Below are 22,573 nucleotides of genomic sequence, written 5' to 3' on the forward strand. Positions count from 1 at the left end.
CCGGTGAGGATGTCGTGGATCACATCGAATGGCGAATGGCGATCCGGGTCACATCGATCGAGAGGGGCAGACGTGGGTGTTGCGGGCTTCGACGAGGAATACGACATCGTGGTGGTGGGATCGGGAGCGGCCGGTTCCGCGGCCGCGCTCGCGGCTCACCAGGCCGGTGCCGGGGTGCTGGTGGTCGAGAAGTGCGACGAGGCGACGGCGGGCGGGAACACGCGCGTCTCGGGCAGCGGCTGGTGGGTCAACCGTGACCCGGAGCGGGCTCGCATCTTCCTTCGCTCACTGAACGGCCCGTTCCCCGTCGCCGAGGATGTCGTGGACGCGTGGGCGACCGAGACGGCCGAGATCTCGTCGTGGCTCGAGAAGCTCGGGGCGGACGTCGCCATGAGCGGCGAATACCATACGGAGCCCGAATATCTCGAGCTCGACGGCAGCGACTGCTATGCCGGCATGGACACCCTCGGCGGCCGCATGGGCAACGGGCTGCTCCACGAGTTCCTGCGCGGTGCCCTCGCCGAGCGCGGCATCGAGACCCGGTTCGGTACACCCGCCGTCGAGTTGATCGTCGACGAGGGCACCGTCGTCGGCGTCGTGGTCGACGGTCCTGGCGGACGACGCCGGATCGGCGCGCGGGGCGGCGTCGTGCTGGCCACCGGCGGATTCGCGGCCGACCCGACGATGGTGCGCGACTACCTGCGCGTCGAGGATCACGTGCTGTGGGGGTCGCCGGCCTCGACCGGCGACGGTCACCGCATGGCGCAGGCCGTCGGCGCCGACCTGTGGCACATGGACAACATGATGACCATCACCGGCGTGCGCGGTGACGACGAGTTCGGGCACTACCTGGCTCTGTGGAACGCGAACAACTACCTCTGGGTGTCGGGCGACGGGCGCCGGTTCACCGACGAGGCCGCCGAACCCAAGCACGGTCACACCGCTCGCGGCGGTGCGTACGAACTGTTCCCGCTGCGCCCCTTCCACCTGATCTTCGATGAGCAGATGCGCACGGCGGGTCCGCTGAGCCCGACCCCCGACGTCCTCCCGGTGGGCTGGAACCTGCTGATGAACGGGAGTCGCTGGAGCGTCGACAACAGCGCGGAGATCGAGAAGGGCTGGATTCGCCGCGCCGACTCGATCGCCGAGCTCGCCGTCCTCGTCGGGGTCGACGCGGCGACGCTCGAGCGCACCGTCGAGCAGTACAACGCGGCCTGCGCGGCGGGCCGGGACGACCACTTCGGGCGCGACCCGGAGACTCTGGGTGCGGTGGTGCAGGCCCCGTTCTACGTGCTCGACGTGACGCCGTTGCTGGGCTGGAGCAACGGTGGCCCGCGCCGCGACGGACGGGCGCGTGTCCTCGACACCAGGGGTGAGGCCATCGACGGTCTGTACGCCGCCGGTGAGGTGAGCTCGACCTACAGCTGGCGCAAGGACGGCGGATTCCACATCGGCGACGCACTCGCGTTCGGCCGGGTGGCCGGCCGGGAGGCCGCTGCCCGCGTCTGACCGGGCACCGGTGGTTCCGCCGCTCCGGCGGAACCACCGGATTCGGGGGAGGATGCGATACCCGATAACATCCAGGTCGGCTGGCCGATCTCGTGTCGAGCGGCCACCGACGGACGGCGCGGATGGGAGCGGGTGTGCAGGAACAGGAGCCACGGCGTGACGGCGTCGCCGGTCAGCAGGAGCTGATCGCTCAACTGCCGCCCTACACCGAACTGCTGTGGCCCACGCTCCAGGCGCTCATCGCGTTGGGCGGATCGGCGTCGAACAACGAACTCGACGGTGCCGTGGTGGAGCGCGAGGGCTGGTCCCCGGAATTGCAGGGCATCCTGCACGGCGAAGGGCCCGGCACCGAAGTGGAGTACCGGTTGGCTTGGGCGCGAACCTATCTCAAAGGTATGGGGTTGCTCGCCAACAGTCGGCGTGCGGTGTGGAGCGTCACCAAGCAGGGGCGTGCGGTCACCGAACCCGAGTTGCGGCCGCTGCTGCTGGCGTTCACTGCCGACAAGCGCCGCCAGCGGCTCAGTCGTAAGGCCAATACGCCTGACGCGCAAGTGCTTCCGCTCGCCGACGCCGAGACCGACGCCGCGCCGGATCAGGTCTACAGCGAGGCCGACGCGGCCGCCTGGAAGTCGACGGTGCTCGAAGCGGTGCTCGCAATGTCGTCCACCGCGTTCGAGCGTCTGACGCAGCGACTGCTCCGCGAAGCGGGGTTCTCCACGGCGACCATCACCGGACGGACCGCCGACGGCGGGATCGACGGCATCGGCATGTGCCAGATCTCGCTGCTGAGCTTCCCGGTGGCGTTCCAGTGCAAGCGCGTCAGCGGCAGCGTCGGTGCCGGGGCCGTCCGGGACCTGCGCGGCGCGATGGCGGGTCGGGGCGAGAAGGGCCTACTGATCACGACGGCCACCTTCACGAGCGAGGCCCGCGCCGAATCGCGGCGCGACGGTGCACCGCCCGTGGATCTCATCGACGGGGATCGACTCTGTGAGCTGCTCAAGGAGCACGGACTGGGCGTACAGACCCGGACCCGCGTCGTCGAGGACGTCGCAGTCAACACCGGATTCTTCGCGGGTCTCGAGTCGAGCTGAGTGATACCGAAGTCACCGATGTGACTGACGGAACCAGAGTGACTGTGGTGGAATAGCCCTCGAATCGACAAGTGCGGGCGGTCGATCCGTCGCCGCACCCACATCCGGCGATGCCGGACTTCTCCGGTGATGCGAGGTTGTGCTGTGCAGGTTTCCAGGCGCGAACTGTTCAAGTATGCGGCGGCAGGCACCGCGGCGGCGGGGCTCGCGGCACTCGCGGGGCCCTCGGTTGCCAACGCCGGGCCCGCCACCTTGATCGACTACTCGGCCGGTGTCCCGTCCCCGCTGGGCATCCGCGCGGCCGGTCACGTCGGGGCGATCCGCTACGTGTCCGACCGCCGACCGGGCGCCGAATGGATGCTCGGCAAGCCCATGCAGTTCGGTGAGGCCGCGGCCATGGCGGCCTTCGGCCTGCAGATCGTCTCCTGCTACCAGTTCGGCAAGGGGCAGACGTCGGACTGGCGCGGCGGATACGACGCCGGCATCCACCATGCTCGGCGCGGACTCGAACTGCACCGGGCCGCCGGTGGCCCCGAGAACTGCCCGATCTACGCCTCCATCGACGACAACCCGTCGCCGTGGGAATTCGACAACCTCATCGCGCCCTACCTGCGTGGCTGGGAGGACGTCCTCGGCCGCCGCAACGTCGGTGTCTACGCGAACACGCCGACCATCGATCGCTGCCTGCGGGCCGGGGTGGGCGGATTGTTCTGGCAGCACAACTGGGGATCGCCGGCCGGTTACGTGCATCCGTCCGCGCACCTGCACCAGTTCGAGATCGACAAGCGTCAGATCGAGGGCATCGGCATCGACCTCAACTCGATCCTCAAGCCGCAGTACGGTCAGTGGTCGGCGCAGAAGCCGTTCTTCCTGTCGTAGTCGTCAGGCGTCGGTCGCAGACGGAATCCATCCAACGATGGATTTGTGTGCGGAATTGTGAGACCGCCGGATACGTAAAGCTAAGGTAATGGCATGTCTGTCGTCTACAACATCCTCGTCGCCGTGCACCTGCTGGGCATGGCCGCGATCGTCGGTGGTTACCTCTCGGTCCTGAAGGCCCCCCGGATCAGCGAGGTGATGGTCTGGGGCGCTCGGATCCAGCTGCTGTCGGGCCTCGTCATCGTCGGTCTCGGCGAGGCTGTCGACTCGCTCGGCAAGGACTACGACCACGCCAAGATCGGCGTCAAGCTGCTCATCACGCTGATCATCGTCGCGGTCGCCGAGATCGGCCGGGCCCGCCAGAAGCGCGGCGAGGGCAACCCGAACTTCGCGCACATCGTCGGTATCCTGGCGATCGTCAATGCACTGATCGCGGTGCTCTGGACGAGTTACTGACCGTTGCTTCCGCACGCGCGAACGGGCGCCCTCCGCATGGGGGGCGCCCGTTCGCCGTGTGGGGGCGGGTGATCAGCCCGGAAGCTTGGCCATCTTCTCGAGCCACACACGCGCGTCGTCGGGCAGGTTGCCCGCTGCATCGGCGTGCTTGCACCACTTTTTCGCCATCGCGAAGAAGTTCATCGGGTTGTAGGCGTCCTCCTCGTGCGACCAGAGGTTGTCGCCCGCGTAGTGGAGGATGGTGATGTTCGCGGCGCCGTGCTCGGTGCCGTCACCCGGGTCCTCCATCGGGTTCTGCACCTCGCAGACCACCCAGCCGCGGTCCTCGTCGATCACGTACCACGAGACGGGGAACTCGGGCATGCGGTTGCCGGGGAACGCCGTCATGGTGCGAGTGACCCACCGGCGGATCTCCTCGCGCCCGGCGAAGCGGCCGAACGCATGCTCGTCGTACGTCGCGTCCTCGGTGAACTGGTCGGCGAAGAGATTCCAGTCGCCGGTCTGCGTCGCCTGCACGACGGTCTTCTGGTAGTTCTCGAAGGCTCCTTCGAGTTCTTCCCGGGTCCAACCCATGACAGCGCTCCTCGCGGTCGATTGCGGTCGCCCGCGTCACCGGCGGACTCGACTGCAACCTAACGCACCACTGGAACGTGTTTCAGTTATTTGTCGGAATCGGCGGGGTCGGGTGGGGGTCAGGTGCCGTGCAGTTCGGTCCACCTGCCGAAGGGCGGGGGACCCTCGCCGAGCACCTTCAGGGCATGCTCGGGTGTGCCGGTCGCGGCGTCGGCGTGCTTGACGTGCATCCACTGGTAGCCGTTCAGCACATGTTCCTCGGCGGTGGACGCGTTGACGACCACGTGATCCCCGTTGGCGCGTTGTTCGAGCGACCAGTCGCTGTTCGGACCGGCGACGACCCACCACTTCTCTCTACTCATGGTCGTGACTCCCGTCTGGAGTGGCTTCACGATGCGTCCTCAACGCTACCGCGATGCCCGGGTGAAACAAGTTGGACGGGTGTTCCGATATGCCCAGTGCCGGTCCGGGTGTCGGACCGTTCGGCTACCGTTACCAGTCCGAAAACACCTACGACTCGGAGGCTCTCGTGGATTTCCTCATCAACCTGTTCTACGCACTCGCGGCCAACCTGTACCTGGGCTCCTCGGACGGGTCCTCCTCCGGCGGCGGCCAGTAAGCAGGCGTCACGAGAACCGCGAAGGCCCGCACCGGATCGCCGGTGCGGGCCTTCTGCGTTCTCCACACCGGTCAGGCGTGGGGCGCCGCGGTGGCCGGCGGGCGGCTCCTCGGAATCAGGAACGCGAACGCCAACGACACGACTGCTGCGACGATCGCGATCACGAACGTCGCACGGAAGGCGTCGAACGAGGGGATCGTGGCGGTGCCGAGGGTGACGGTCATGCTCGCGAGCACGACGCTGATGACGGCGGCCGCGCTGGACGTTCCGATCGACCGCATGAGCGAGTTCAGGCCGTTCGCGGCGGCCGTCTCCGAGATCGGAACGGAGCCGATGATCAGCGCCGGCATCGACGAGTACGAGAGCCCGACGCCGGCACCGATGATCATGCCGCCGACGACGATCATCCAGACCGAGGACGACAGGAAGTACACGAACGTGTAGCCCAGGCCCACCACGACGGAGCCCACCATGAGGGTGATCCGAGGCCCGCGCCAGGCCGAGAGCTTCGCGGACACGGGCGAGAGGGCCATCATCACCAGGCCGCCGGGGGCGAGCGCGAGGCCTGCCGTGACCATCGACAGGCCGAGTCCGTAGCCGGTCGCCTCGGGCGCCATGAGCAGCTGGGGGAGCGTCAGCGAATTGCCGTACATCGCGAAGCCGATGGCGATCGACGCGAGGTTCGTGAACAGCACGTGCGGGCGCGCGGACACCCGCAGATCCACCAGCGGCCGCGCCGTCCGCAGCTGCAGGAAGCCCCAGGCCAGGAACAACACGAGGGATCCCGCGAGCAGGCCGAGAGTGAGCGGGTCGCTCCAGCCCCACGTGCCGCCCTTGGTGATGGGGAGCAGGAACAGGATCAGTGCCGCGCTGAGTCCGATCGCGCCGACGAAGTCGAATCGACCCGGGTTCCGGACGGAGGATTCCGGGATGACGGCGGCGGCGAGTGCCGCACAGACGAGGCCGAGTACGGCCGACATCCAGAACAGCACGTGCCAGTCGGCCACCTGCGCGACCGCTGCCGCGATCGGTAGCCCGATCGCCCCGCCGACGCCGAGGGTGGCGCTGACGATGGCCATCGCACCGGCCACCTTCCGGGGCGGCAGTTCGTCACGCAGGATGCTGATGCCGAGTGGGATCACGCCGACCGAGGCGCCCTGCAGGGAGCGGCCGACGATGAGCGGGATCAGGGAGTCGGCGAAGGCGCACACCACGGATCCGGCGACGACCAGGCCCAGGCTGATGATGAGGATCTTCTTCTTGCCGAACATGTCGCCGAGTCGGCCGCTGATCGGCGTGACCACGGCGGCGGCGAGGAGCGTGGCGGTGACGGCCCACGACGCGTCAGCCGGCGAAGCCGAGATCAGGTGTGGCAGTTGGGGAATGATCGGGACGACGAGCGTTTGCATCAGAGAGACGACGATGCCGCAGAAGCCGAGAACCGCGACGATGGCGTTGCCGGATACGGATGGGGTCGTCTTCACCGTCGAGGACGCGACGGGTGTGGACAAGGAAACTCCTCGAAAAAACTGCAGAAAAAGAAAATTGGAAGAATGTGTACCGTACACATCGTTCGCGGCACCGCACAACGCGGACAATGCGGGCAATCGAGGTGGAAGGGGTCGGGCTTGTCCGACGAAGACCGGACCGTAGCGGGCGTCGAGTACGAGTTGATGCTCCTGTCGCGTTACCACGCCCTGTCGTGGCAACGCGGACAGCAGACCCTCGACCGCTCGGCCTACCTGATCCTCGCGCGCCTGGAACTCGATCGCCTGATGAGCCTCAGGGAGCTGGCCGAGGCCTTCGTGCTCGACATCTCCACGGTCAACCGACAAGTGGGGGCACTCGAACGGCACGGCCTGGTCGAACGCATCGCCGATCCGGACGGCGGGGTGGCGCGCAAGATTCGCGCCACGGAGACCGGCCTGGCGCGGATGCGCGCCGATCGTGATCTCAACCGCGACGGTGCCGGACGGGTGCTCGAGGGTTGGGCCGCGGACGAGATGGTGCTGCTCCACGAATTGTTGGTGCGGTTCAACCGGGATGTCGAGGCACTCGAGGGTCGAGCCTGGCCGCGGCCGGAGGCCGATTAGGACTGGACGTGCAACGTCGTCGACTCGGCGAGGTCCGGCTCGTCCGGCACGACGACGAGCGTCGGACGCTGCTCCGGCGACTGCCCCACGGCGCGCCAGGACAGCAGCGACCAGCGGGACAACCCCGACAGTGCGGAACCGACGCTCCCGAACGACAACGAGGACAGCGCCGAACCGGCGGAGCCGACGGATCCGATCGAGAGGATCGAGCCGGCGGATCCGATCGACAGGATCGAGCCCACGCTGCCGATCGACAGGATCGAACCCTCCGATCGGATCGACAGGATGGACCGCCGGGAGTGGCGTGAGCGAATCGACTTCGTCGTGTCGGCCATTCCTCGGTCTACCACGCGAACCGGGGGCGTGAACAGGAAAAGGCCCCACCGAGCGGTGGGGCCTTTTCCTGTGGAGCGGGTGACTACGCGACCGTGAACATTCCGACCGTCGGCAGGAAGTTGCACGTGATCGGTGCGGATCCTTCGGGCTCGGTGGTGAGATCGCCGGAGATGACGGCCAGCACGCGACCCGGACCGGTGTTCGCGATCGCCGACAGTGTCGCCGGTCCGTCCGGGTTGATGCGCGCCTCGGTGGTGAGGGGCTGGGTCTCGCGGCGGCCGTTGTCGACGTTGATCCACGACACCGTCATGCCCTGGTTCGCGGACGCCTTCTCGGTGCCGAGCGCGGTGAAGACGAAGCCTGCCTGGCCGGCGCCGGGGCCCGGAGGCGGCAGGTGCGCGGGGCCGGGGACGGCGAGCGCCGTGCCGACCGAGTCGCCCGACGGGGCGATGCAACCCCGGCCGACGGTCGGGTACAGGAACTGTGCGATGACCGGGCCGTCCTGGGGAATCTCCGGTCCGCCGCCACCACTGCCGTCCAGGAACGTGATGACGCGCTCGAGCGTCGACTTCAGCTCCGGGGGCAGGTTCGCGCCCTCGAGCAGGATGCGGGCCTGGGCGAGCAGGTCGGCCTTGGCGTCGACGTCCTGCATGTCCGCGGGGGCCGCGGCGGCACCCAGGATGGCGGGAGCGAGCGACGTCAGCGCATCGATGGGGACGCCCTCGGGGAGGCCGGGAGGCGTCGGCTGTGCGGCCGCGGTGGCCGGCACGGCGAGCGCAGCGGCGGCCACGACTGCGCAGGCAGTGATTGCTCGTCGCATTCCTCGGTTACGAATCACGGTTTCCCCATCCTTGTCGTTCAGACGCATGCTCTGCAGCGTCAGGTCTGCCGCGCGGGCACCCACGGCCTCGTGGTCGCGGGTAGTACGTCGCGGGTCACTCTATGGATCGACCCCCCGATGTGTACAGACTGTTCTGCACGTCGCATTCGTGATCCACAACCCAGCGGAGTCTATTCAACCTGTGACGTAACTGCCATCGCCTGGTGACAATATCTGTGACGAATGCGGAAAATGTGAACCTTGATGCAACTGTTACGGATGAGCAAGGTATTTTCGGCGCATCGGGATGGCGCGTTAGGCTGACGCCACACCTGGTCTTTTCCGCTCCCGCGCCACACTGGGTGCGTCCTGCCAGCACACGAACACGGAGAGCGCCGCCAGTGTCCCAGCTTTCACGTGCCGACCGGCAGCCGCGCGCGGCTGCCGCCGAGCGCGGACTTCTCCGGTGGGCGCCGCTCCTCCTCGCGCTGTCGGTGATCCTCCGACTGGCGTGGACGTACCTGACTCCCAACGGCGCGAACTTCGTCGATCTCCACGTCTACGTCGACGGCTCGGCGGCGCTGCTACGCGGCGACCTGTACGCCTTCACGTACTCCGAGGAGACTCCCGACTTCCCGCTGCCGTTCACGTACCCGCCCTTCGCGGCCCTCGTGTTCCTGCCGCTGCACTACCTGCCGTTCGGCCTGGTCGGTCTGCTCTGGCAGCTCGCCACGGTCGCGGCGCTGTTCTGGGTGATCCGCATCAGCCTCGAACTCCTGCTCGGCGAGGCCGCTCGCGAGCGGCACTGGCAGTACGTGGCAGCGGTATGGACCGCGGTGGGCGTGTGGACCGAACCGGTCCGGACGACGCTGGACTACGGGCAGGTCAACGTGTTCCTGGTGCTCGGTGCCATGATCGCCGTCCGCAGTGCCCGCTGGTGGCTGTCCGGTGGCATCGTCGGCATCCTCGCGGGCATCAAGCTGACCCCGGCCGTCACCGGTCTGTACTTCGTGGCGCAGCGGCGCTGGCGCGCCGCGATCTTCTCCGCAGTCGCGTTCTTCGGCACGGTCGCCGTGAGCTACCTCGTGATCGGCGCGCAGGCCCGCGACTACTTCACGTCGAAGTTCGGGGACGCCGACCGGATCGGACCCGTCGGCTCGGCCTGGAACCAGTCGCTGCGCGGCGCCCTGAGCCGCCTCGCCGGCCACGACGTCGAATCCGGTGCGGTGTGGATCGCGGCCGTCGTCGTCTCCGCCGCCCTCGCCTTCTTCGCGTGGCGCGCCCTCGCGCGCGACGACCGGCTGGGCACACTCGTGATCGTCCAGTTGTTCGGCCTGCTGGTGTCCCCGATCTCCTGGGTCCACCACTGGGTGTGGGTGCTACCGATGCTGATCTGGCTGGTGCACGGCCCCTACGGGCGACTGCTCGGCTCCCGGGTCCTCGCGGCCGGATGGCTCCTGGTCACAGTGGTCGGCGTGCCGTGGGTGCTCAAACAGATCGAGGACGAGCCGATCTCCCGTCCGGGTGCACTCGCGTGGGCCGGGACCGTCAACGTCGTCGGTGCGTTGGTCGTGTTCGCCTGGGTGGCCTACGCGGGCCGGCGGCACCGCGCTACGCCGCCGCCGCCAGATCGTCGATCCGCCGAGCCAGCTCCAGATCCGATCCGGTGATCCCGCCGGCGGAGTGCGTCGAGAGCGAATACGTGACCTTGCGCCACCGGATGTCCATGTCCGGGTGGTGGTTCATCGACTCCGCGGCCTCCGCGACCCGGCCGACCAGCGCGATCGCGGCGGGAAAGCTCGCCGACTCGATGGTTCGGGTGAGCGTGGCGCCGTCTCGGTGCCAGTGCGGCAGCTTCGTGAGTGCGGTATCGATCTCGGTGTCGGACAGCAACTCGGCCATACCCCATGATGGTGCGATGTCGAGGGGACCGCAATGACCGGCGAACGCGAGGTCGTCGCGGCCGCACTGATCCGGGACGGACGCCTGCTGCTCGCGCAGCGCACCCGGCCGCCCGAGTTGGCGGGTCTGTGGGAGCTGCCCGGCGGCAAGGTCGAGCCCGGGGAGACACCGGCCGCCGCGGTACGCCGCGAGCTACGCGAGGAACTGGGCGTCGAGGTGACGGCGGGGGAGCGGATCGGCGCCGACGTCCCGCTGCACGACGGGTTGGTGCTGCGCGCCTACCGTGCCGAGCTGGTCGACGGCACGCCGCAGGCGCTCGAACACGCCGCGCTGCGCTGGGTCGACGCGCGGGAACTCGGCGAGATCGCGCTGGTAGACAACGACCGTGGCTGGGTGCCGGAACTCGTGGCGTTGCTCGGCGCGTGAGCCGCCGCTCACGCGGCGCGGGCCTTCTTGAGCCCCTTCTTCAGTTCCTTCTTGGTCGCGCCCTCGTTCTCGAGCTTCTTCATCCGCATGATCACCACCGGGCACTTGAGGCAGCGCGTCTTCTTCCGGCAGCACTTCTTCTTGGGCTTGAGGCCAGAGACCTTGCTGGCCTTCACCTTTCCCTTGCCCATGGGCGTGCCCGGCCTTCCTCCCGAGTGCGGTGCCCGAATCGCACCGACACGGAGTAAACGTACCCTTATCCGGGCTCGTGGCAACGGTGACTCCCACTCGGGCGTCGCCGACCCCCGTTCTCCCGATTCGAGTGGCGCATATCACTATCGCCTGGTCAGGGCTATCGAACGCGGGACGCGATGCGAAGAGCGGCGCCGCGGGCGGGTAGGGTATTCGCTGGCCGCAGTCCCCCCGTCGATGCACACGTCGTGACTCTCGTGCGACGTCCGGTGCAGTTCGATGTTCGGGGATCGCGAATGGGAATCACGCATGCGCGTAGCGGCAGCCAGAAGCCGTACGACAGCAACTTCGTGTGGCCCCGTCAGCAGCCAGGAGAACGCCCCGCGTGAGCACCACCAATTTCCGTAACGTCGCCATCGTCGCGCACGTCGACCATGGCAAGACCACCCTCGTCGACGCCATGCTGCGCCAGTCCGGCGCCTTCGCCGAGCGCGCCGAGCTGGTCGACCGCGTCATGGACTCCGGTGACCTCGAACGCGAGAAGGGCATCACCATCCTCGCGAAGAACACCGCCGTCCATCGCCACAACGCCGATGGCACCGTCACCGTCATCAACGTCATCGACACCCCCGGCCACGCCGACTTCGGTGGCGAGGTCGAGCGCGGTCTGTCGATGGTCGACGGCGTCGTCCTGCTCGTCGACGCGTCCGAGGGACCGCTGCCGCAGACCCGTTTCGTGCTGCGCAAGGCGCTCGCCGCGTCGCTGCCGGTCATCATCGTCGTGAACAAGACGGACCGCCCCGACGCCCGCATCGACGAGGTCGTCACCGAGGCGCAGGACCTGCTCCTCGACCTGGCGTCCGACCTCGACGACGAGGCGGCCTCGGCCGCCGAGGCGCTGCTGGACCTGCCGGTCCTGTACGCGTCGGGTCGTGAGGGCAAGGCGTCGATGAACCGTCCCGAGGACGGCCATGCGCCCGACACCGAGAACCTCGACGTCCTGTTCGACGTCCTCATGGAGCACGTGCCGGCCCCCAAGGGCGATTCCGCCTCGCCGCTGCAGGCCCACGTCACCAACCTCGACGCCTCCGACTTCCTCGGTCGCCTCGCGCTGGTCCGTATCCACAACGGCGAGCTGCGCAAGGGTCAGAACGTCGCGTGGATGCACGCCGACGGCGTCAAGAACGTCAAGATCACCGAGCTGCTGAAGACGGTCGGCGTCAACCGTGAGCCCGGTGAGGTCGCCGTCGCCGGTGACATCGTCGCCGTCGCCGGTATCCCGGAGATCATGATCGGCGACACCCTCGCCGACGTCGAGAACCCGGTCGCCCTCCCGACGATCACCGTCGACGAGCCCGCGATCTCCGTGGTCATCGGCACCAACACGTCGCCGCTCGTGGGCCGCGTCAAGGGCCACAAGCTGACCGCCCGCATGGTCAAGACCCGCCTGGACTCCGAGCTGATCGGCAACGTGTCGCTGCGCGTGCTCGACATCGGTCGCCCCGACGCGTGGGAGGTGCAGGGCCGCGGCGAGCTGGCGCTGGCCATCCTCGTCGAGCAGATGCGTCGCGAGGGCTTCGAGCTCACGGTCGGCAAGCCGCAGGTGGTCACCAAGCATGTCGACGGCAAGCTGCACGAGCCTTTCGAGGAGCTGACGATCGACACCCCCGAGGAGCACCTCGGCGCGATCACCCAGCTGCTGGCCAACCGCAAGGGCAAGATGGTCCAGATGACGAACCACGGCACCGGCTGGGTTCGCATGGAATTCATCGTCCCGTCGCGCGGCCTGATCGGTTTCCGCACCGACTTCCTCACCGAGACCCGCGGCACCGGCATCGCCAACGCCGTCTCGCACGGATACGCCCCGTGGGCCGGCGAGATCCGCGCCCGCCACACCGGCTCGCTGGTCTCCGACCGCACCGGATCGGTGACTCCGTTCGCGATGATCCAGCTCTCCGACCGCGGCACGTTCTTCGTGGACCCGGGCTCGGATACCTACGAGGGCATGGTCGTGGGCATCAACCCGCGTGCCGAGGACCTCGACATCAACGTGACCAAGGAGAAGAAGCTCACCAACATGCGTTCGGCCACCGCCGACGCGACGGAGACCCTCGCGAAGCCGATCGAGCTGACGCTCGAGGCTGCGATGGAGTTCTGCGCCGCCGACGAGTGCGTGGAGGTCACTCCCGAGGTGGTCCGCGTGCGCAAGCTGCACCTGTCGCAGACCGATCGCGCTCGCGAGCGTTCGCGCGCCAAGTCGCGTGACAAGGCCGCGCTGTAAGTGTGTGACGCGTTCCGTGCGCGTTGTGCGAGGCTGAACCCTCGCGCAACGCGCACGGGCGGGGGTGCCGCTCGCGGAGGGGAGGGCCGGTAGTGGCGCACGTACGGCACGGATCGTTCCGTGCATTCGGGCCGAGGACGCTGGGACGGCGGGCGCTGGGCGCCGTCGCGGCGGTGTCGATGCTGGCACTCGCGGCGTGCACCGCCAATCCGCCGCCGCCGGTCGAGAGCACCGACAGCCCCAAGCCGACGACCGCGGTCCCGACCAAGAACACCGTCGCCGTCGCGATCGACGACGTCGGCATCGGCTTCAACCCGCATCTCCTCGCGGACCAGTCGCCGGTCAACTCCGCGGTGAGTGCGCTGGTGTTGCCCAGTCCCTTCCGTCCGGCTGCCGATCCGGCACGCCCCGGCGTGACGCTGTGGGTCCCGGACCCGTCCGTGCTGGTGTCGGCGACGGCCGTGCCCCCGGAGGCGCCGACGACGATCACGTACCAGTTGCGGAACGAGGCGCAGTGGTCGGACGGCGCTCCGATCGCGGCCGAGGACTTCCGCTACCTGTGGCAGCAGATGATCACGCAGCCGGGCGTCGTCGATCCCGCCGGCTACGGCCTCGTCGAGGACGTCGAATCATCCGGGGGCGGCAAGACCGTCACCGTCACCCTCACCGCCCCGTATCCCGCGTGGCGCGAACTCTTCACCGACCTGCTTCCGTCGCATCTGGTCAAGGACACCCCGGGCGGCTTCGCCCGCGGACTCGGGGACAGCATCCCCGTCTCGGGGGCGCAGTTCCACATCAAGTCGGTCGATCGCGGCCGCGACGAGATCGTGCTCGAGCGCAACGACCGGTTCTGGGGCACCCCCGCGAAGGCGGATCAGATCCTGATGCGCCGCGGCGGTTCGCCGGCGCAGCTGGCGGACTCGATCCGTTCCGGTGACGCCCAGGTGGCCCGGGTGCACGGCGGCGCCGCCACCCTCGGACAGCTGTCGGTCATTCCTAGTGTGCGCACCGGCACCGAACTGCAGCCCCGGGTGCTGTCGGTGACGCTCAACGGCCGGGTTGCCGCGCTGGCCGAGCCCACGGTCCGCAAGGGGCTCTTCGGACTTCTCGACCCGAATCTGCTGGCGACGGTGGGTGCGGGCAGCGAATCGTCCGCCACCCCGGCGCGGGCACAGGTACTGGCGCCGTCCGATCCCGGCTACGCGCCGACCGCCCCTCCGGCACCGACACGGGAGCAGGCCTTCGGTGTGCTCGCGGGTGCCGGATTCCAGGTGGTGCCGACCCTCGCCGAAGGCGACGATCCGGAGAACGTGACCTTCGGGCGCCTGGTGCGCGACAGCGAGCAGTTGACCCTCGTGCTCGGAGCCCCCGAGAACGACGACATCGCGATCGCCGTCGCCAACACCGTCGCCGACCAGTGGCGGGGTGCGGGCATTGCGGCGTCGGTGCGGGTGCTCAAGGCCGAGGATCTGTACGGCGAGGCGCTCACGTCCGGAACGGTCGACGCCGTCGTCGGCTGGGAACGCGCGGGATCGGACCCGGCGACGTCGCTGGCGTCCCGATTCGGGTGCCTGCCGCTGGACACGTCGGAATCGTCGCGGGAGACCACGTCCCCGGAACCCACGCCGACATCCGCCCCGACGTCGGCACCGTCGGTGCGGTCGCCCAGCAACCTGTCGGGTCTGTGTGATCCCAGTCTGCAGCCCGCGATCGACGCCGCCCTGCGCGGCCTGGACGATCCCGTGCGCGTCATCGCCGAGGCCGAGCCGAAGCTGTGGGAGCTGGCCGCGGTTCTGCCGGTGCTCCAGGACAACGCGATCGTGGTCGCCGGTCCGGGGGTGGAGGGCGTGTCGCTGACCGGTCCGATCCCGGTCGGCATCTTCGGCGATGCCGGAGTGTGGACCCGCACGACGAAGTGAGTGAGTGAGTGAGATGAACGCCCGACCCATCCTGTTCGTGCACGCCCATCCCGACGACGAGACGCTCACGACGGGCGGGACCATCGCCCGGTGCGCGGCCGAGGGCGCCGAGGTGACGGTGCTGACGTGCACGCTCGGCGAGGAGGGCGAGGTCATCGGGGACCAGTGGGCCGGGCTGGTCGCGGACGCCGCCGATCAGCTGGGCGGTTACCGGATCCTGGAGCTGACCGCGGCGCTGCGGGCCTTGGGTGCGTCGGGGCCGCGATTCCTCGGCGGCGCCGGCCGCTGGCGGGATTCGGGCATGGCGGGCACCCCGTCGGCGCGCAACCCGCGAGCGTTCGTCAACGCCGACCCGGACGAGGCCGTGGGTGCGATCGTCGCGGTGATCCGGGAACTGCGCCCGCACGTGGTGGTCACCTACGACCCGATCGGCGGCTACGGACATCCCGATCACGTTCAGGCACACCGGTTCACGACGGCCGCCGTCGAGGCGGCCGGCACCGATGCGTTCCCGGAGTCCGGGCAGCCGTGGGACGTCGCGAAGTTCTACTGGACCGTCACCGAGCAGTCCGCGCTCGAGGCGGGGGTCGCGGCGATCGCCGACGTGCCGACCGGATGGCGGATGCCGGACGCCGGTGAGCTCCCGACCGTCCCGGACGCGACGGTCACCGCCGCAGTGGACGTCGCGTCCGTGCTGGCGGCGAAGCGGGCCGCCATGCGCGCGCACGCCACGCAGGTGACGGTCGCGCCGTCGGGGGCCGAGTTCGCGCTGTCGAACGACGTCGTCCAACCGATCCTCACCGTCGAGCACTACGCGCTGGTCCGAGGGGCGGCGGGTTCGGCCGGAACGGACGGACGGGAGAAGGATCTGTTCGGCGGGATCTCCTGACCGACCGCCGTATGATGTGATCCACGCCACGTTCGTGGGGGTCCGTGCGTCGGCACCAGCCCCTGTCGAACGGGAGGTCGCTGCGGATGTACAACTGGGAACTCCAGAATGCGATCACGGCGTTCGTGGACAGTCTGCGGCCGATGGCGCCGTACTTCCACGACCTGTACATCGGATCGCTCCACGCGTTCGCCCACCAGATGAGCGACCTGCTCACGGCGATGGGGTACCCGCCGGTCCCGTGACGGGACCCCGATGTCGCCGCTCCGGCGTCGATGACGGACCCTTGAAACCATGACCGCCCCGAGCATCGCCGTCGAACCGCCCGCGTCGCCTGCCGAGGCACGCACGACCCTCGCCCTGCTCACGTTCGACGGTTTCCTCTGCGCCGTGCTGTCGGTGCTGTTCCTGCCGGCCTACATCGGGACGACGCCGTTCCCCATCACCGTGCTGATCTCGGCGGTGGTGAACCTGCTGCTGGTGCTGGGCGCCCGGAAGTTCACCGACCGTGCCCTGGTGGCCGCGCTGCCGCTGTTCGGGTGGCTGTTCGGCTTCGGGCTGTGCGCGATCGGTGGGCCGGGCGGGGACGTGCTGGTGTTCGAGGACTGGCGCACCCTGCTGCTGTTCGTCGCGGCGCTGCTTCCCGCGGGCCTGTACCTGTTCCAGGTCCGGCTCTCGACGATGGTGGCGGCCGCTCAGCGCTGAGCGCGCAGCCAGATCCCGCCCGCGCCGGGCGTCACGGCGTCGACGAGGGCCCAGGCCTGCTCGGCGGGGAGGTCGTGCACGACGTACCGTCCGGTGCCGGCGGGTGTGGCGGCGATGACGGTCGCGACCCCGGCGCGCCGCTGGAAGAACGTCTGCCGCACGGTCCAGCCGATGATGCCGTCGGCCTCGAGGCTGTCGCGCCGGCGGTCGAGTGAGCCGCTGCGGGTGATCAGCCAGCCGGGCAGGACGGCATGCCCGAGTCCGCGGTAGCGGTCCCAGGCGAGTCCGGCGCAGGCCACGGTGAGCACCACGATGCCGGCCCACACCGGCCAGGGGACATCCCGCCCGGCCACGGTGAGGACGGCAGCGACCACGGCCGCGACGACGGCCGGCCACAGTGCGCGGGTGTAGCGCCGCCGCCGCGCGGCGGGGCCGTGAAGGGCCAGCGGCGTCTCGGCCTGGCGGTCGTCGCCGAGCACGGTCGCCATGACGCGTACCGCCTCCGCGCGTGGACTCTGCGGCAGCAGCAGCGACGACTCCCGATGCTCGGCGGACACCCCGGTCATGATCGCGTCCAGCGAGGCTCCGCCCGCCGACCGCAGCAGCAGTGGCTCCTTCAGCGTGGTGCCGCGCAGGCGCTGCCGGTCGAGCGTGGTCTGGCGCGTCCGCAGCAGGCCGTGACTGACGTGGAGGGTGCGGCCGGTGTCGGCGACGGTCATCCGGCCGTAGACGACGAGATAGCGGACGCACGCGAGGACGCTGGCCGCGACGAACAACCCGACCAGGGCAAGCAGTCCGAGCACCGCAAGGACGAGCCCGCCCGCCTCCTGGGCGGAATCGAAGCCCTCCTCGAATGCCGGCGATCTCGCGATGCTGTCCACGAGGCCGTACTGGAAGACGACGCCGACCAGGGCGCCGATCGCGACGAGCCCGGTGACCGAGAACGGCGCGTACCGCACCCAGGTCGGCGACCAGTGGCCGATCTCGACGCCGGCCGGGTCGGGGGCAGCCGGAGCACCGGCGTCGTCGGCGCCGTCGAGGTGCTGTCCGTGACCCGACAGGAGCGCCGCGCGCAGGCCCGGAACGAGCGAGGCATCGAGCGCGTCGAGTTCGAACTTCTCCTCGTCGCGCCCGCTCTGGCGTCCGGTGCCGATCCGCAGCACCGCGAGCCCGAGCAGTCGATGAAGTACTCGCGCCTCGACGTCGACGGACCGGATTCGATTGCGTGGGACCGACAACACCTTCTTCTCGAACACGCCGCGGCGCAGTTGCACGTGCACGGGGCCGATCCGGTACGTCGTGGTGAACCAGCGCAGCACGCCGTAGGCGACCAGCAGCGCCACCGCGATCAGCCCCCAGTAGTGGTTGCCGCTCGAGCTGCCCACGATCCACGACACCGCGATCACCGGCAGCAGCTTCACGACCTCGTTCACGGGGTGGACCAGCAGCATCCGCTTGTCCAGACGCAGCCACGGCTGTTCGTCCTCGACGGCCTGAGCGGCCGCTCCGGTCTTCTCGACGGGCACGCTCATGTCGCGTCCCCGGCGTTGCGGGCGGTGATCGCGGTGAGCTGTTCGACGGTGCGGTCGGCGACGTCGAGGTCCAGTGCGGTGATCTTCACGGCACCGGCCGAGGACGCCGTCGTGACGGTGACGGTCGCGAGACCGAACAGGCGGTCGAGGGGCCCGCGTTCGGTGTCGACGGTCTGGATGCGGGTGATGGGGGCGATGCGGCGTTCCTGGTTGAACCAGCCGGTGCGGGTGTAGACCGCGTCGTCGCTGATCTCCCAGCGGTGTACGCGGTAGCGCCACCGCGGCACGATCAGGACGTCGGCGAGCGCGACCGCGACGGTCACGACGAAGACCGTCACGTGCGGCCACGTCGTCCACTGCCCGGTCACGCCCGCCCACACGATCTGAGCCACGAAAACCGGCAGCCAGACCAGGGTCGCGGTGGTGGCCCACAGCGCGGGCGCCCGGGTGCTCGGCCGCCACGCGGGGTCGGCCATGGTCACCGGACGCGCCGGACTGATCGGGTCGGGAGGAACGCTCACGACCTCATCCTGCCCGAGGCGGCGCGCGGCGTCCTATGGTGGAAGTGGCCGCACAGCCGTGCGAGTCTGCCGACGGGAGGTGGTCGCCATGGTTCCGACCGAAGCTGAAGACACCGGGGACGACGTGGGGGCCGCGGACGTGCCCGAGGCCGATCTCGTCGAACAATTGACACCGGCGGACGGCAACGACGACCGTGAGGATTCGACGCCGCCACCGACACCGCTGGAGGTGAATCCGGCGGACGCCGCGGAGCAGCGGCGGAGCGTCCCGGTCGACGAGGATTACCCGCACGGATAGCCGGATCGGTGAGACCCGCGGTGGCAGCGAGACCGGTCGGTGGCGCATGATCGTCGGGTGAGTCACTCGAGCGATGACACCGACCGGTCCACGATCCTGCCGATTCCGCCGGTTCCCTCCGAGGCGCCGTCCGCGAGTGCGATGCGGCGTGTCCTGCGTCGAGCCCGGGACGGGGCGACGCTCAACGTCGATGAGGCCACGACGCTGCTGCACGCGCGCGGCGCCGACCTCGAGGATCTGTGCGCGTCGGCCGCGAAGGTGCGCGACGCCGGACTGGTCGCGGAGGGCCGCCCGAAGACGGTGTCGTACTCGCGCAAGGTGTTCGTTCCGATCACGCGTCTGTGCCGGGACAAGTGCCACTACTGCACGTTCGTCACAGTGCCCGGCAAGCTGCGGGCGGCGGGCCACGGGATGTACCTGGAGCCGGACGAGATCCTCGACATCGCGCGTCAGGGTGCCGAATTAGGTTGCAAGGAGGCACTGTTCACGCTCGGCGACCGGCCGGAGGATCGCTGGCCGGAGGCCAAGCAGTGGCTCGACGAGCGCGGCTACGACTCGACGCTCGACTACGTCCGGGCGATGGCGATCCGGGTGCTCGAGGAGACCGGTCTGCTGCCGCACCTCAATCCGGGCGTCATGAGCTGGGAGGAGATCTCCCGGCTCAAGCCGGTGGCGCCGTCGATGGGCATGATGCTCGAGACGACATCGTCGAGGCTGTTCACCGAGAAGGGGGAGTGCCACTACGGCAGCCCCGACAAGGACCCCGAGGTGCGCCTGCGCACGCTCACCGATGCGGGCCGACTGTCGGTGCCGTTCACCACCGGCATCCTGGTCGGGATCGGCGAGACGGTCGCCGAGCGCGCCGAGTCCGTCATGGCGATCCGTAAGCTGCACAAGGCCTTCGGGCACGTGCAGGAAGTGATCGTGCAGAACTTCCTGGCCAAGCCGGACACCGCGATGCGGGACGCCCCCGACGCCGGCCTCGAGGAGTTCCTCGCGACCATCGCGGTTGCGCGTCTGCTGCTGGGGCCGGGCATGCGGATCCAGTCGCCGCCGAACCTTGTGTCCGAGGCGGAGTGCCGGGCGCTGATCGGCGCGGGCGTCGACGACTGGGGCGGCGTCTCGCCGCTGACGCCCGATCACGTGAATCCGGAACGGCCGTGGCCGAACCTGGACACACTGGCCGAGATCACCGCACAGGCCGGATACACCCTGGTCGAGCGGACGGCCGCGCAGCCGCAGTACGTGCTGGCCGGGCATCCGTGGATCGACCCGCGGATCGGGGCGCACGTGCGGGCCCTGGCCGACCCGGTGACCGGTCTCGCCCGCGAGGGCGTGAAGCCCGCGGGCCTGCCATGGCAGGAACCCGACGAGGAATGGATCTCGTCGGGCCGCGTCGACCTGAACACCGAGATCGACACCGACGGCCGCAACACCGAGACCCGCTCCGACCTCGGTAGCGCGTTCGGTGACTGGGAGACCGTGCGTGAGCAGGTCCTCGAATTGGGCCGCGCCGCACCGACGCGGGTGGACACCGACGTGGTGGCCGCCCTGCGTAGCGCCGAACGGAATCCCGCGACGCTGTCCGACGACGAGTACCTCGCACTCGCCACCGCGGAGGGCGACGGCCTCGAGGCGGTCGTCGCCCTGGCGGACGCGCTGCGCAAGGAAGCCGTCGGTGACGACGTCACGTATGTCGTGAACCGGAACATCAACTTCACCAACATCTGCTACACCGGCTGCCGGTTCTGCGCCTTCGCGCAGCGCAAGGGTGATGCCGACGCGTTCACGCTGTCTGCGGAGGAGGTGGCCGACCGGGCGTGGGAGGCGCACGTCGCGGGGGCCACCGAGGTCTGCATGCAGGGCGGCATCGATCCCGAACTGCCGGTCACCGGATACGCGGACCTGGTGCGGGCGGTCAAGCGCCGGGTGCCGTCGATGCACGTGCACGCCTTCAGTCCGATGGAGATCGTCAACGGCGCCTCCCGGGGCGGCCAGAGCATCCGCGACTGGCTCACCGAGTTGCGCGAGGCCGGCCTCGACACCATCCCGGGCACGGCCGCCGAGATCCTCGACGACGAGGTCCGCTGGGTGCTCACCAAGGGCAAGCTGCCGGCGTCGGCGTGGGTCGACGTCGTCACCACCGCCCACGAGGTGGGGCTGCGGTCGAGTTCGACGATGATGTACGGCCACGTCGACAGCCCCAAGCACTGGGTGGGTCATCTGAACGTGATCCGTGGAATCCAGGACCGGACCGGTGGTTTCACCGAGTTCGTGCTGCTGCCGTTCGTGCACCAGAGTGCGCCGCTGTACCTGGCGGGCGCGTCCCGTCCGGGGCCGACGCAGCGCGACAACCGGGCGGCGCACGCGCTGGCGCGGATCATGCTGCACGGCAGGATCGACAACATCCAGACCAGCTGGGTCAAGCTGGGTGTCGCGGGCACGCAGGCGATGCTCCAGGGCGGTGCCAACGATCTCGGTGGCACGCTGATGGAGGAGACCATCTCGCGGATGGCCGGGTCTCAGCACGGGTCCGAGAAGACCGTGGAGGAGTTGCGGGCGATCGCCGAGGGAATCGGCCGTCCGACGCACGAACGACTGACGAACTACAGCCGTCGGGAGGGCGCACCGATTCCGGTGCTGTGAGTTCGCCGTTTCGGAAGGTCCGTGTCGGGGCACCCGAGGTCGACAGGCCGAGGGGAGCGCGAGATGGACCTGACACTGACGTTCGTCGGCAACGCGACTGTGCTGCTGCGATACGGCGACCTGACGGTGCTGACCGATCCGAACTTCCTGCACCGCGGTCAGCACGCCTATCTCGGCTACGGTCTGGTCTCGGCACGCCGCCACGATCCCGCGATCGACGTCCGGGATCTGCCACCGCTCGACGCGATCCTGCTCTCCCATCTGCACGGTGACCACTGGGACCGGGTCGCGCAGCGACACCTCGACCGGGATCTGCCGGTGCTGACCACGCCGCACGCTTCGAAGAAGCTGCACCGCAAGGGGTTCTCGCGGACGATCGGACTGCGCACGTGGCAGCGGCACACGCTCACGACGAGCGGCGCTCAGGTGGTGGTGACGTCGATGCCGGGGGAACACGCTCCCGTCGTCGCACGTCGGCTGCTGCCGCCGGTGATGGGCAGCGTCCTCGAGTTCGGTCCCGTCGGAGGCCCCGTGGAGCGCCGGCTGTACATCTCGGGGGACACGCTGTTCGTCGATGCCCTGAAGGAGATTCCGCGCCGGCACCCCGATCTCGATGCCGGCGTCGTGCACCTGGGAGGTACGCGGTTGCCGGCCGGTGCGCGGCTGCCCTTCGGGTTGACGGTCACCATGGACGGTCGCCAGGGGGCCGATCTGGTGCAACTGCTGGCGTTGCCGAAAGTGGTTCCCGTGCACTTCGACGACTACACGGTCTTCGCCTCACCGCTCTCGGACTTCCGTGACGAAGCGATCCGGCGTGGCTTCGGCGATCGGGTGGTCCACGTCGACCGGGGCGAGACGGTCACGCTGTAGCGTCACAGCCGGCCGA

At 69.2% G+C, this 22,573-nt stretch carries 25 protein-coding genes; 16 read left to right on the top strand and 9 right to left on the bottom strand.

Features of this window, described 5'->3' with window-relative positions; all coding sequences use genetic code 11:
• Positions 1-72: 72 nt before the first annotated feature.
• From ABEU20_RS09725 to ABEU20_RS09740, 4 genes are all read left to right on the top strand, one after another.
• Positions 73-1,509, top strand: coding sequence for an FAD-dependent oxidoreductase (locus ABEU20_RS09725; RefSeq protein WP_420164211.1), 1,437 nt, complete (start codon positions 73-75; stop codon positions 1,507-1,509).
• 122 nt (positions 1,510-1,631) lie between these two features.
• On the top strand, positions 1,632-2,600 hold the full coding sequence (locus tag ABEU20_RS09730) for a restriction endonuclease (RefSeq protein ID WP_420164212.1): 969 nt from the start codon (positions 1,632-1,634) through the stop codon (positions 2,598-2,600).
• 129 nt (positions 2,601-2,729) lie between these two features.
• The gene (locus ABEU20_RS09735) at positions 2,730-3,479 is read left to right on the top strand and encodes a DUF1906 domain-containing protein (RefSeq protein WP_420164213.1); all 750 of its coding nucleotides are present in this window, start codon (positions 2,730-2,732) and stop codon (positions 3,477-3,479) included.
• Positions 3,480-3,572: 93 nt separating this feature from the next.
• A complete protein-coding gene (locus ABEU20_RS09740; protein ID WP_420164214.1) occupies positions 3,573-3,935 on the top strand; it encodes a hypothetical protein in 363 nt (120 codons plus the stop codon).
• A gap of 72 nt (positions 3,936-4,007) precedes the next feature.
• On the opposite strand, the gene ABEU20_RS09745 is transcribed toward ABEU20_RS09740, so the two are convergent.
• Together ABEU20_RS09745 and ABEU20_RS09750 are read right to left on the bottom strand one after the other, a co-directional pair.
• Positions 4,008-4,508 (bottom strand): nuclear transport factor 2 family protein, encoded by a 501-nt coding sequence (locus ABEU20_RS09745; RefSeq protein WP_420164215.1) that lies wholly within the window; start codon positions 4,506-4,508, stop codon positions 4,008-4,010.
• A gap of 119 nt (positions 4,509-4,627) precedes the next feature.
• Positions 4,628-4,870 (bottom strand): maltose regulon activator MalT, encoded by a 243-nt coding sequence (locus ABEU20_RS09750; RefSeq protein WP_420164216.1) that lies wholly within the window; start codon positions 4,868-4,870, stop codon positions 4,628-4,630.
• 89 nt (positions 4,871-4,959) lie between these two features.
• On the opposite strand from ABEU20_RS09750, the gene ABEU20_RS09755 reads away from it, so the two are divergent.
• The gene (locus tag ABEU20_RS09755) at positions 4,960-5,127 is read left to right on the top strand and encodes a hypothetical protein (protein ID WP_420164217.1); all 168 of its coding nucleotides are present in this window, start codon (positions 4,960-4,962) and stop codon (positions 5,125-5,127) included.
• 71 nt (positions 5,128-5,198) lie between these two features.
• On the opposite strand, the gene ABEU20_RS09760 is transcribed toward ABEU20_RS09755, so the two are convergent.
• A complete protein-coding gene (locus tag ABEU20_RS09760) occupies positions 5,199-6,611 on the bottom strand; it encodes an MFS transporter (RefSeq protein WP_420164566.1) in 1,413 nt (470 codons plus the stop codon).
• 144 nt (positions 6,612-6,755) lie between these two features.
• Between ABEU20_RS09760 and ABEU20_RS09765 the strand changes: the two genes are divergently transcribed.
• Complete coding sequence (locus tag ABEU20_RS09765; protein ID WP_420164218.1) at positions 6,756-7,220, top strand: MarR family winged helix-turn-helix transcriptional regulator; 465 nt, start codon at positions 6,756-6,758, stop codon at positions 7,218-7,220.
• Here ABEU20_RS09765 and ABEU20_RS09770 read toward each other — a convergent pair.
• Positions 7,217-7,555, bottom strand: a complete 339-nt coding sequence (locus ABEU20_RS09770; protein WP_420164219.1) for a hypothetical protein — start codon at positions 7,553-7,555, stop codon at positions 7,217-7,219. The genes ABEU20_RS09765 and ABEU20_RS09770 overlap by 4 nt on opposite strands.
• An 83-nt stretch (positions 7,556-7,638) precedes the next feature.
• Entirely contained in the window at positions 7,639-8,376 is a 738-nt protein-coding gene (locus tag ABEU20_RS09775) for an Rv1157c family protein (protein WP_420164220.1), read from the bottom strand.
• 401 nt (positions 8,377-8,777) lie between these two features.
• Between ABEU20_RS09775 and ABEU20_RS09780 the strand changes: the two genes are divergently transcribed.
• Positions 8,778-10,046 (top strand): mannosyltransferase, encoded by a 1,269-nt coding sequence (locus tag ABEU20_RS09780; protein ID WP_420164221.1) that lies wholly within the window; start codon positions 8,778-8,780, stop codon positions 10,044-10,046.
• Here the strand turns inward: ABEU20_RS09780 and ABEU20_RS09785 are convergent.
• Positions 9,988-10,278, bottom strand: coding sequence for a 4a-hydroxytetrahydrobiopterin dehydratase (locus ABEU20_RS09785; protein ID WP_420164222.1), 291 nt, complete (start codon positions 10,276-10,278; stop codon positions 9,988-9,990). The genes ABEU20_RS09780 and ABEU20_RS09785 overlap by 59 nt on opposite strands.
• A gap of 33 nt (positions 10,279-10,311) precedes the next feature.
• On the opposite strand from ABEU20_RS09785, the gene ABEU20_RS09790 reads away from it, so the two are divergent.
• The gene (locus ABEU20_RS09790) at positions 10,312-10,704 is read left to right on the top strand and encodes a (deoxy)nucleoside triphosphate pyrophosphohydrolase (RefSeq protein WP_420164223.1); all 393 of its coding nucleotides are present in this window, start codon (positions 10,312-10,314) and stop codon (positions 10,702-10,704) included.
• Positions 10,705-10,712: 8 nt separating this feature from the next.
• Here ABEU20_RS09790 and ABEU20_RS09795 read toward each other — a convergent pair whose 3' ends face one another.
• Complete coding sequence (locus ABEU20_RS09795) at positions 10,713-10,895, bottom strand: hypothetical protein (protein ID WP_005514508.1); 183 nt, start codon at positions 10,893-10,895, stop codon at positions 10,713-10,715.
• Between the two features lie 386 nt (positions 10,896-11,281).
• On the opposite strand from ABEU20_RS09795, the gene typA reads away from it, so the two are divergent.
• The 5 genes from typA to ABEU20_RS09820 all read left to right on the top strand — a co-directional run bounded on the left by typA (position 11,282) and on the right by ABEU20_RS09820 (position 16,690).
• Complete coding sequence (typA, locus tag ABEU20_RS09800) at positions 11,282-13,177, top strand: translational GTPase TypA (RefSeq protein WP_420164224.1); 1,896 nt, start codon at positions 11,282-11,284, stop codon at positions 13,175-13,177.
• A gap of 92 nt (positions 13,178-13,269) precedes the next feature.
• On the top strand, positions 13,270-15,096 hold the full coding sequence (locus tag ABEU20_RS09805) for an ABC transporter family substrate-binding protein (protein ID WP_420164225.1): 1,827 nt from the start codon (positions 13,270-13,272) through the stop codon (positions 15,094-15,096).
• 13 nt (positions 15,097-15,109) lie between these two features.
• Positions 15,110-15,985, top strand: a complete 876-nt coding sequence (gene mshB, locus ABEU20_RS09810) for an N-acetyl-1-D-myo-inositol-2-amino-2-deoxy-alpha-D-glucopyranoside deacetylase (protein ID WP_420164567.1) — start codon at positions 15,110-15,112, stop codon at positions 15,983-15,985.
• A gap of 86 nt (positions 15,986-16,071) precedes the next feature.
• Entirely contained in the window at positions 16,072-16,230 is a 159-nt protein-coding gene (locus ABEU20_RS09815) for a hypothetical protein (protein ID WP_005514503.1), read from the top strand.
• Positions 16,231-16,279: 49 nt separating this feature from the next.
• On the top strand, positions 16,280-16,690 hold the full coding sequence (locus ABEU20_RS09820) for a hypothetical protein (protein WP_420164226.1): 411 nt from the start codon (positions 16,280-16,282) through the stop codon (positions 16,688-16,690).
• Here ABEU20_RS09820 and ABEU20_RS09825 read toward each other — a convergent pair.
• Entirely contained in the window at positions 16,681-18,222 is a 1,542-nt protein-coding gene (locus ABEU20_RS09825; RefSeq protein ID WP_420164227.1) for a PH domain-containing protein, read from the bottom strand. The genes ABEU20_RS09820 and ABEU20_RS09825 overlap by 10 nt on opposite strands.
• Positions 18,219-18,698, bottom strand: coding sequence for a PH domain-containing protein (locus ABEU20_RS09830; RefSeq protein WP_420164568.1), 480 nt, complete (start codon positions 18,696-18,698; stop codon positions 18,219-18,221). Before ABEU20_RS09830 ends, ABEU20_RS09825 begins: the two co-directional genes overlap by 4 nt.
• Positions 18,699-18,831: 133 nt before the next feature.
• Between ABEU20_RS09830 and ABEU20_RS09835 the strand changes: the two genes are divergently transcribed.
• From ABEU20_RS09835 to ABEU20_RS09845, 3 genes are all read left to right on the top strand, one after another.
• On the top strand, positions 18,832-19,041 hold the full coding sequence (locus tag ABEU20_RS09835; RefSeq protein ID WP_420164228.1) for a hypothetical protein: 210 nt from the start codon (positions 18,832-18,834) through the stop codon (positions 19,039-19,041).
• Between the two features lie 39 nt (positions 19,042-19,080).
• Entirely contained in the window at positions 19,081-21,687 is a 2,607-nt protein-coding gene (locus ABEU20_RS09840; protein WP_420164229.1) for a bifunctional FO biosynthesis protein CofGH, read from the top strand.
• A gap of 63 nt (positions 21,688-21,750) precedes the next feature.
• Positions 21,751-22,557 carry an MBL fold metallo-hydrolase gene (locus ABEU20_RS09845; RefSeq protein WP_420164230.1) on the top strand — a complete coding sequence of 269 codons (807 nt, stop codon included), beginning with the start codon at positions 21,751-21,753 and terminating at the stop codon, positions 22,555-22,557.
• Positions 22,558-22,573 lie beyond the last annotated feature (16 nt).

The organism is Rhodococcus parequi (genome assembly GCF_046042785.1).
Classification (GTDB): domain Bacteria; phylum Actinomycetota; class Actinomycetes; order Mycobacteriales; family Mycobacteriaceae; genus Prescottella; species Prescottella parequi.

What these genes read in the sequence shown, in the direction of transcription:
- mshB (WP_420164567.1), top strand. Translation starts at nt 15,110, where the DNA reads ATGAACGCCCGACCCATCCTGTTCGTGCACGCCCATCCCGACGACGAG.
- ABEU20_RS09745 (WP_420164215.1), bottom strand. Translation starts at nt 4,508, where the DNA reads ATGGGTTGGACCCGGGAAGAACTCGAAGGAGCCTTCGAGAACTACCAG.
- ABEU20_RS09815 (WP_005514503.1), top strand. Translation starts at nt 16,072, where the DNA reads ATGTACAACTGGGAACTCCAGAATGCGATCACGGCGTTCGTGGACAGT.
- ABEU20_RS09845 (WP_420164230.1), top strand. Translation starts at nt 21,751, where the DNA reads ATGGACCTGACACTGACGTTCGTCGGCAACGCGACTGTGCTGCTGCGA.
- ABEU20_RS09830 (WP_420164568.1), bottom strand. Translation starts at nt 18,698, where the DNA reads ATGGCCGACCCCGCGTGGCGGCCGAGCACCCGGGCGCCCGCGCTGTGG.
- ABEU20_RS09735 (WP_420164213.1), top strand. Translation starts at nt 2,730, where the DNA reads ATGCGAGGTTGTGCTGTGCAGGTTTCCAGGCGCGAACTGTTCAAGTAT.
- ABEU20_RS09835 (WP_420164228.1), top strand. Translation starts at nt 18,832, where the DNA reads ATGGTTCCGACCGAAGCTGAAGACACCGGGGACGACGTGGGGGCCGCG.
- ABEU20_RS09820 (WP_420164226.1), top strand. Translation starts at nt 16,280, where the DNA reads ATGACCGCCCCGAGCATCGCCGTCGAACCGCCCGCGTCGCCTGCCGAG.
- ABEU20_RS09825 (WP_420164227.1), bottom strand. Translation starts at nt 18,222, where the DNA reads ATGAGCGTGCCCGTCGAGAAGACCGGAGCGGCCGCTCAGGCCGTCGAG.
- ABEU20_RS09770 (WP_420164219.1), bottom strand. Translation starts at nt 7,555, where the DNA reads ATGGCCGACACGACGAAGTCGATTCGCTCACGCCACTCCCGGCGGTCC.
- ABEU20_RS09785 (WP_420164222.1), bottom strand. Translation starts at nt 10,278, where the DNA reads ATGGCCGAGTTGCTGTCCGACACCGAGATCGATACCGCACTCACGAAG.
- ABEU20_RS09740 (WP_420164214.1), top strand. Translation starts at nt 3,573, where the DNA reads ATGTCTGTCGTCTACAACATCCTCGTCGCCGTGCACCTGCTGGGCATG.
- ABEU20_RS09790 (WP_420164223.1), top strand. Translation starts at nt 10,312, where the DNA reads ATGACCGGCGAACGCGAGGTCGTCGCGGCCGCACTGATCCGGGACGGA.
- ABEU20_RS09795 (WP_005514508.1), bottom strand. Translation starts at nt 10,895, where the DNA reads ATGGGCAAGGGAAAGGTGAAGGCCAGCAAGGTCTCTGGCCTCAAGCCC.
- ABEU20_RS09750 (WP_420164216.1), bottom strand. Translation starts at nt 4,870, where the DNA reads ATGAGTAGAGAGAAGTGGTGGGTCGTCGCCGGTCCGAACAGCGACTGG.
- ABEU20_RS09775 (WP_420164220.1), bottom strand. Translation starts at nt 8,376, where the DNA reads ATGCGACGAGCAATCACTGCCTGCGCAGTCGTGGCCGCCGCTGCGCTC.
- ABEU20_RS09730 (WP_420164212.1), top strand. Translation starts at nt 1,632, where the DNA reads ATGGGAGCGGGTGTGCAGGAACAGGAGCCACGGCGTGACGGCGTCGCC.
- ABEU20_RS09755 (WP_420164217.1), top strand. Translation starts at nt 4,960, where the DNA reads ATGCCCAGTGCCGGTCCGGGTGTCGGACCGTTCGGCTACCGTTACCAG.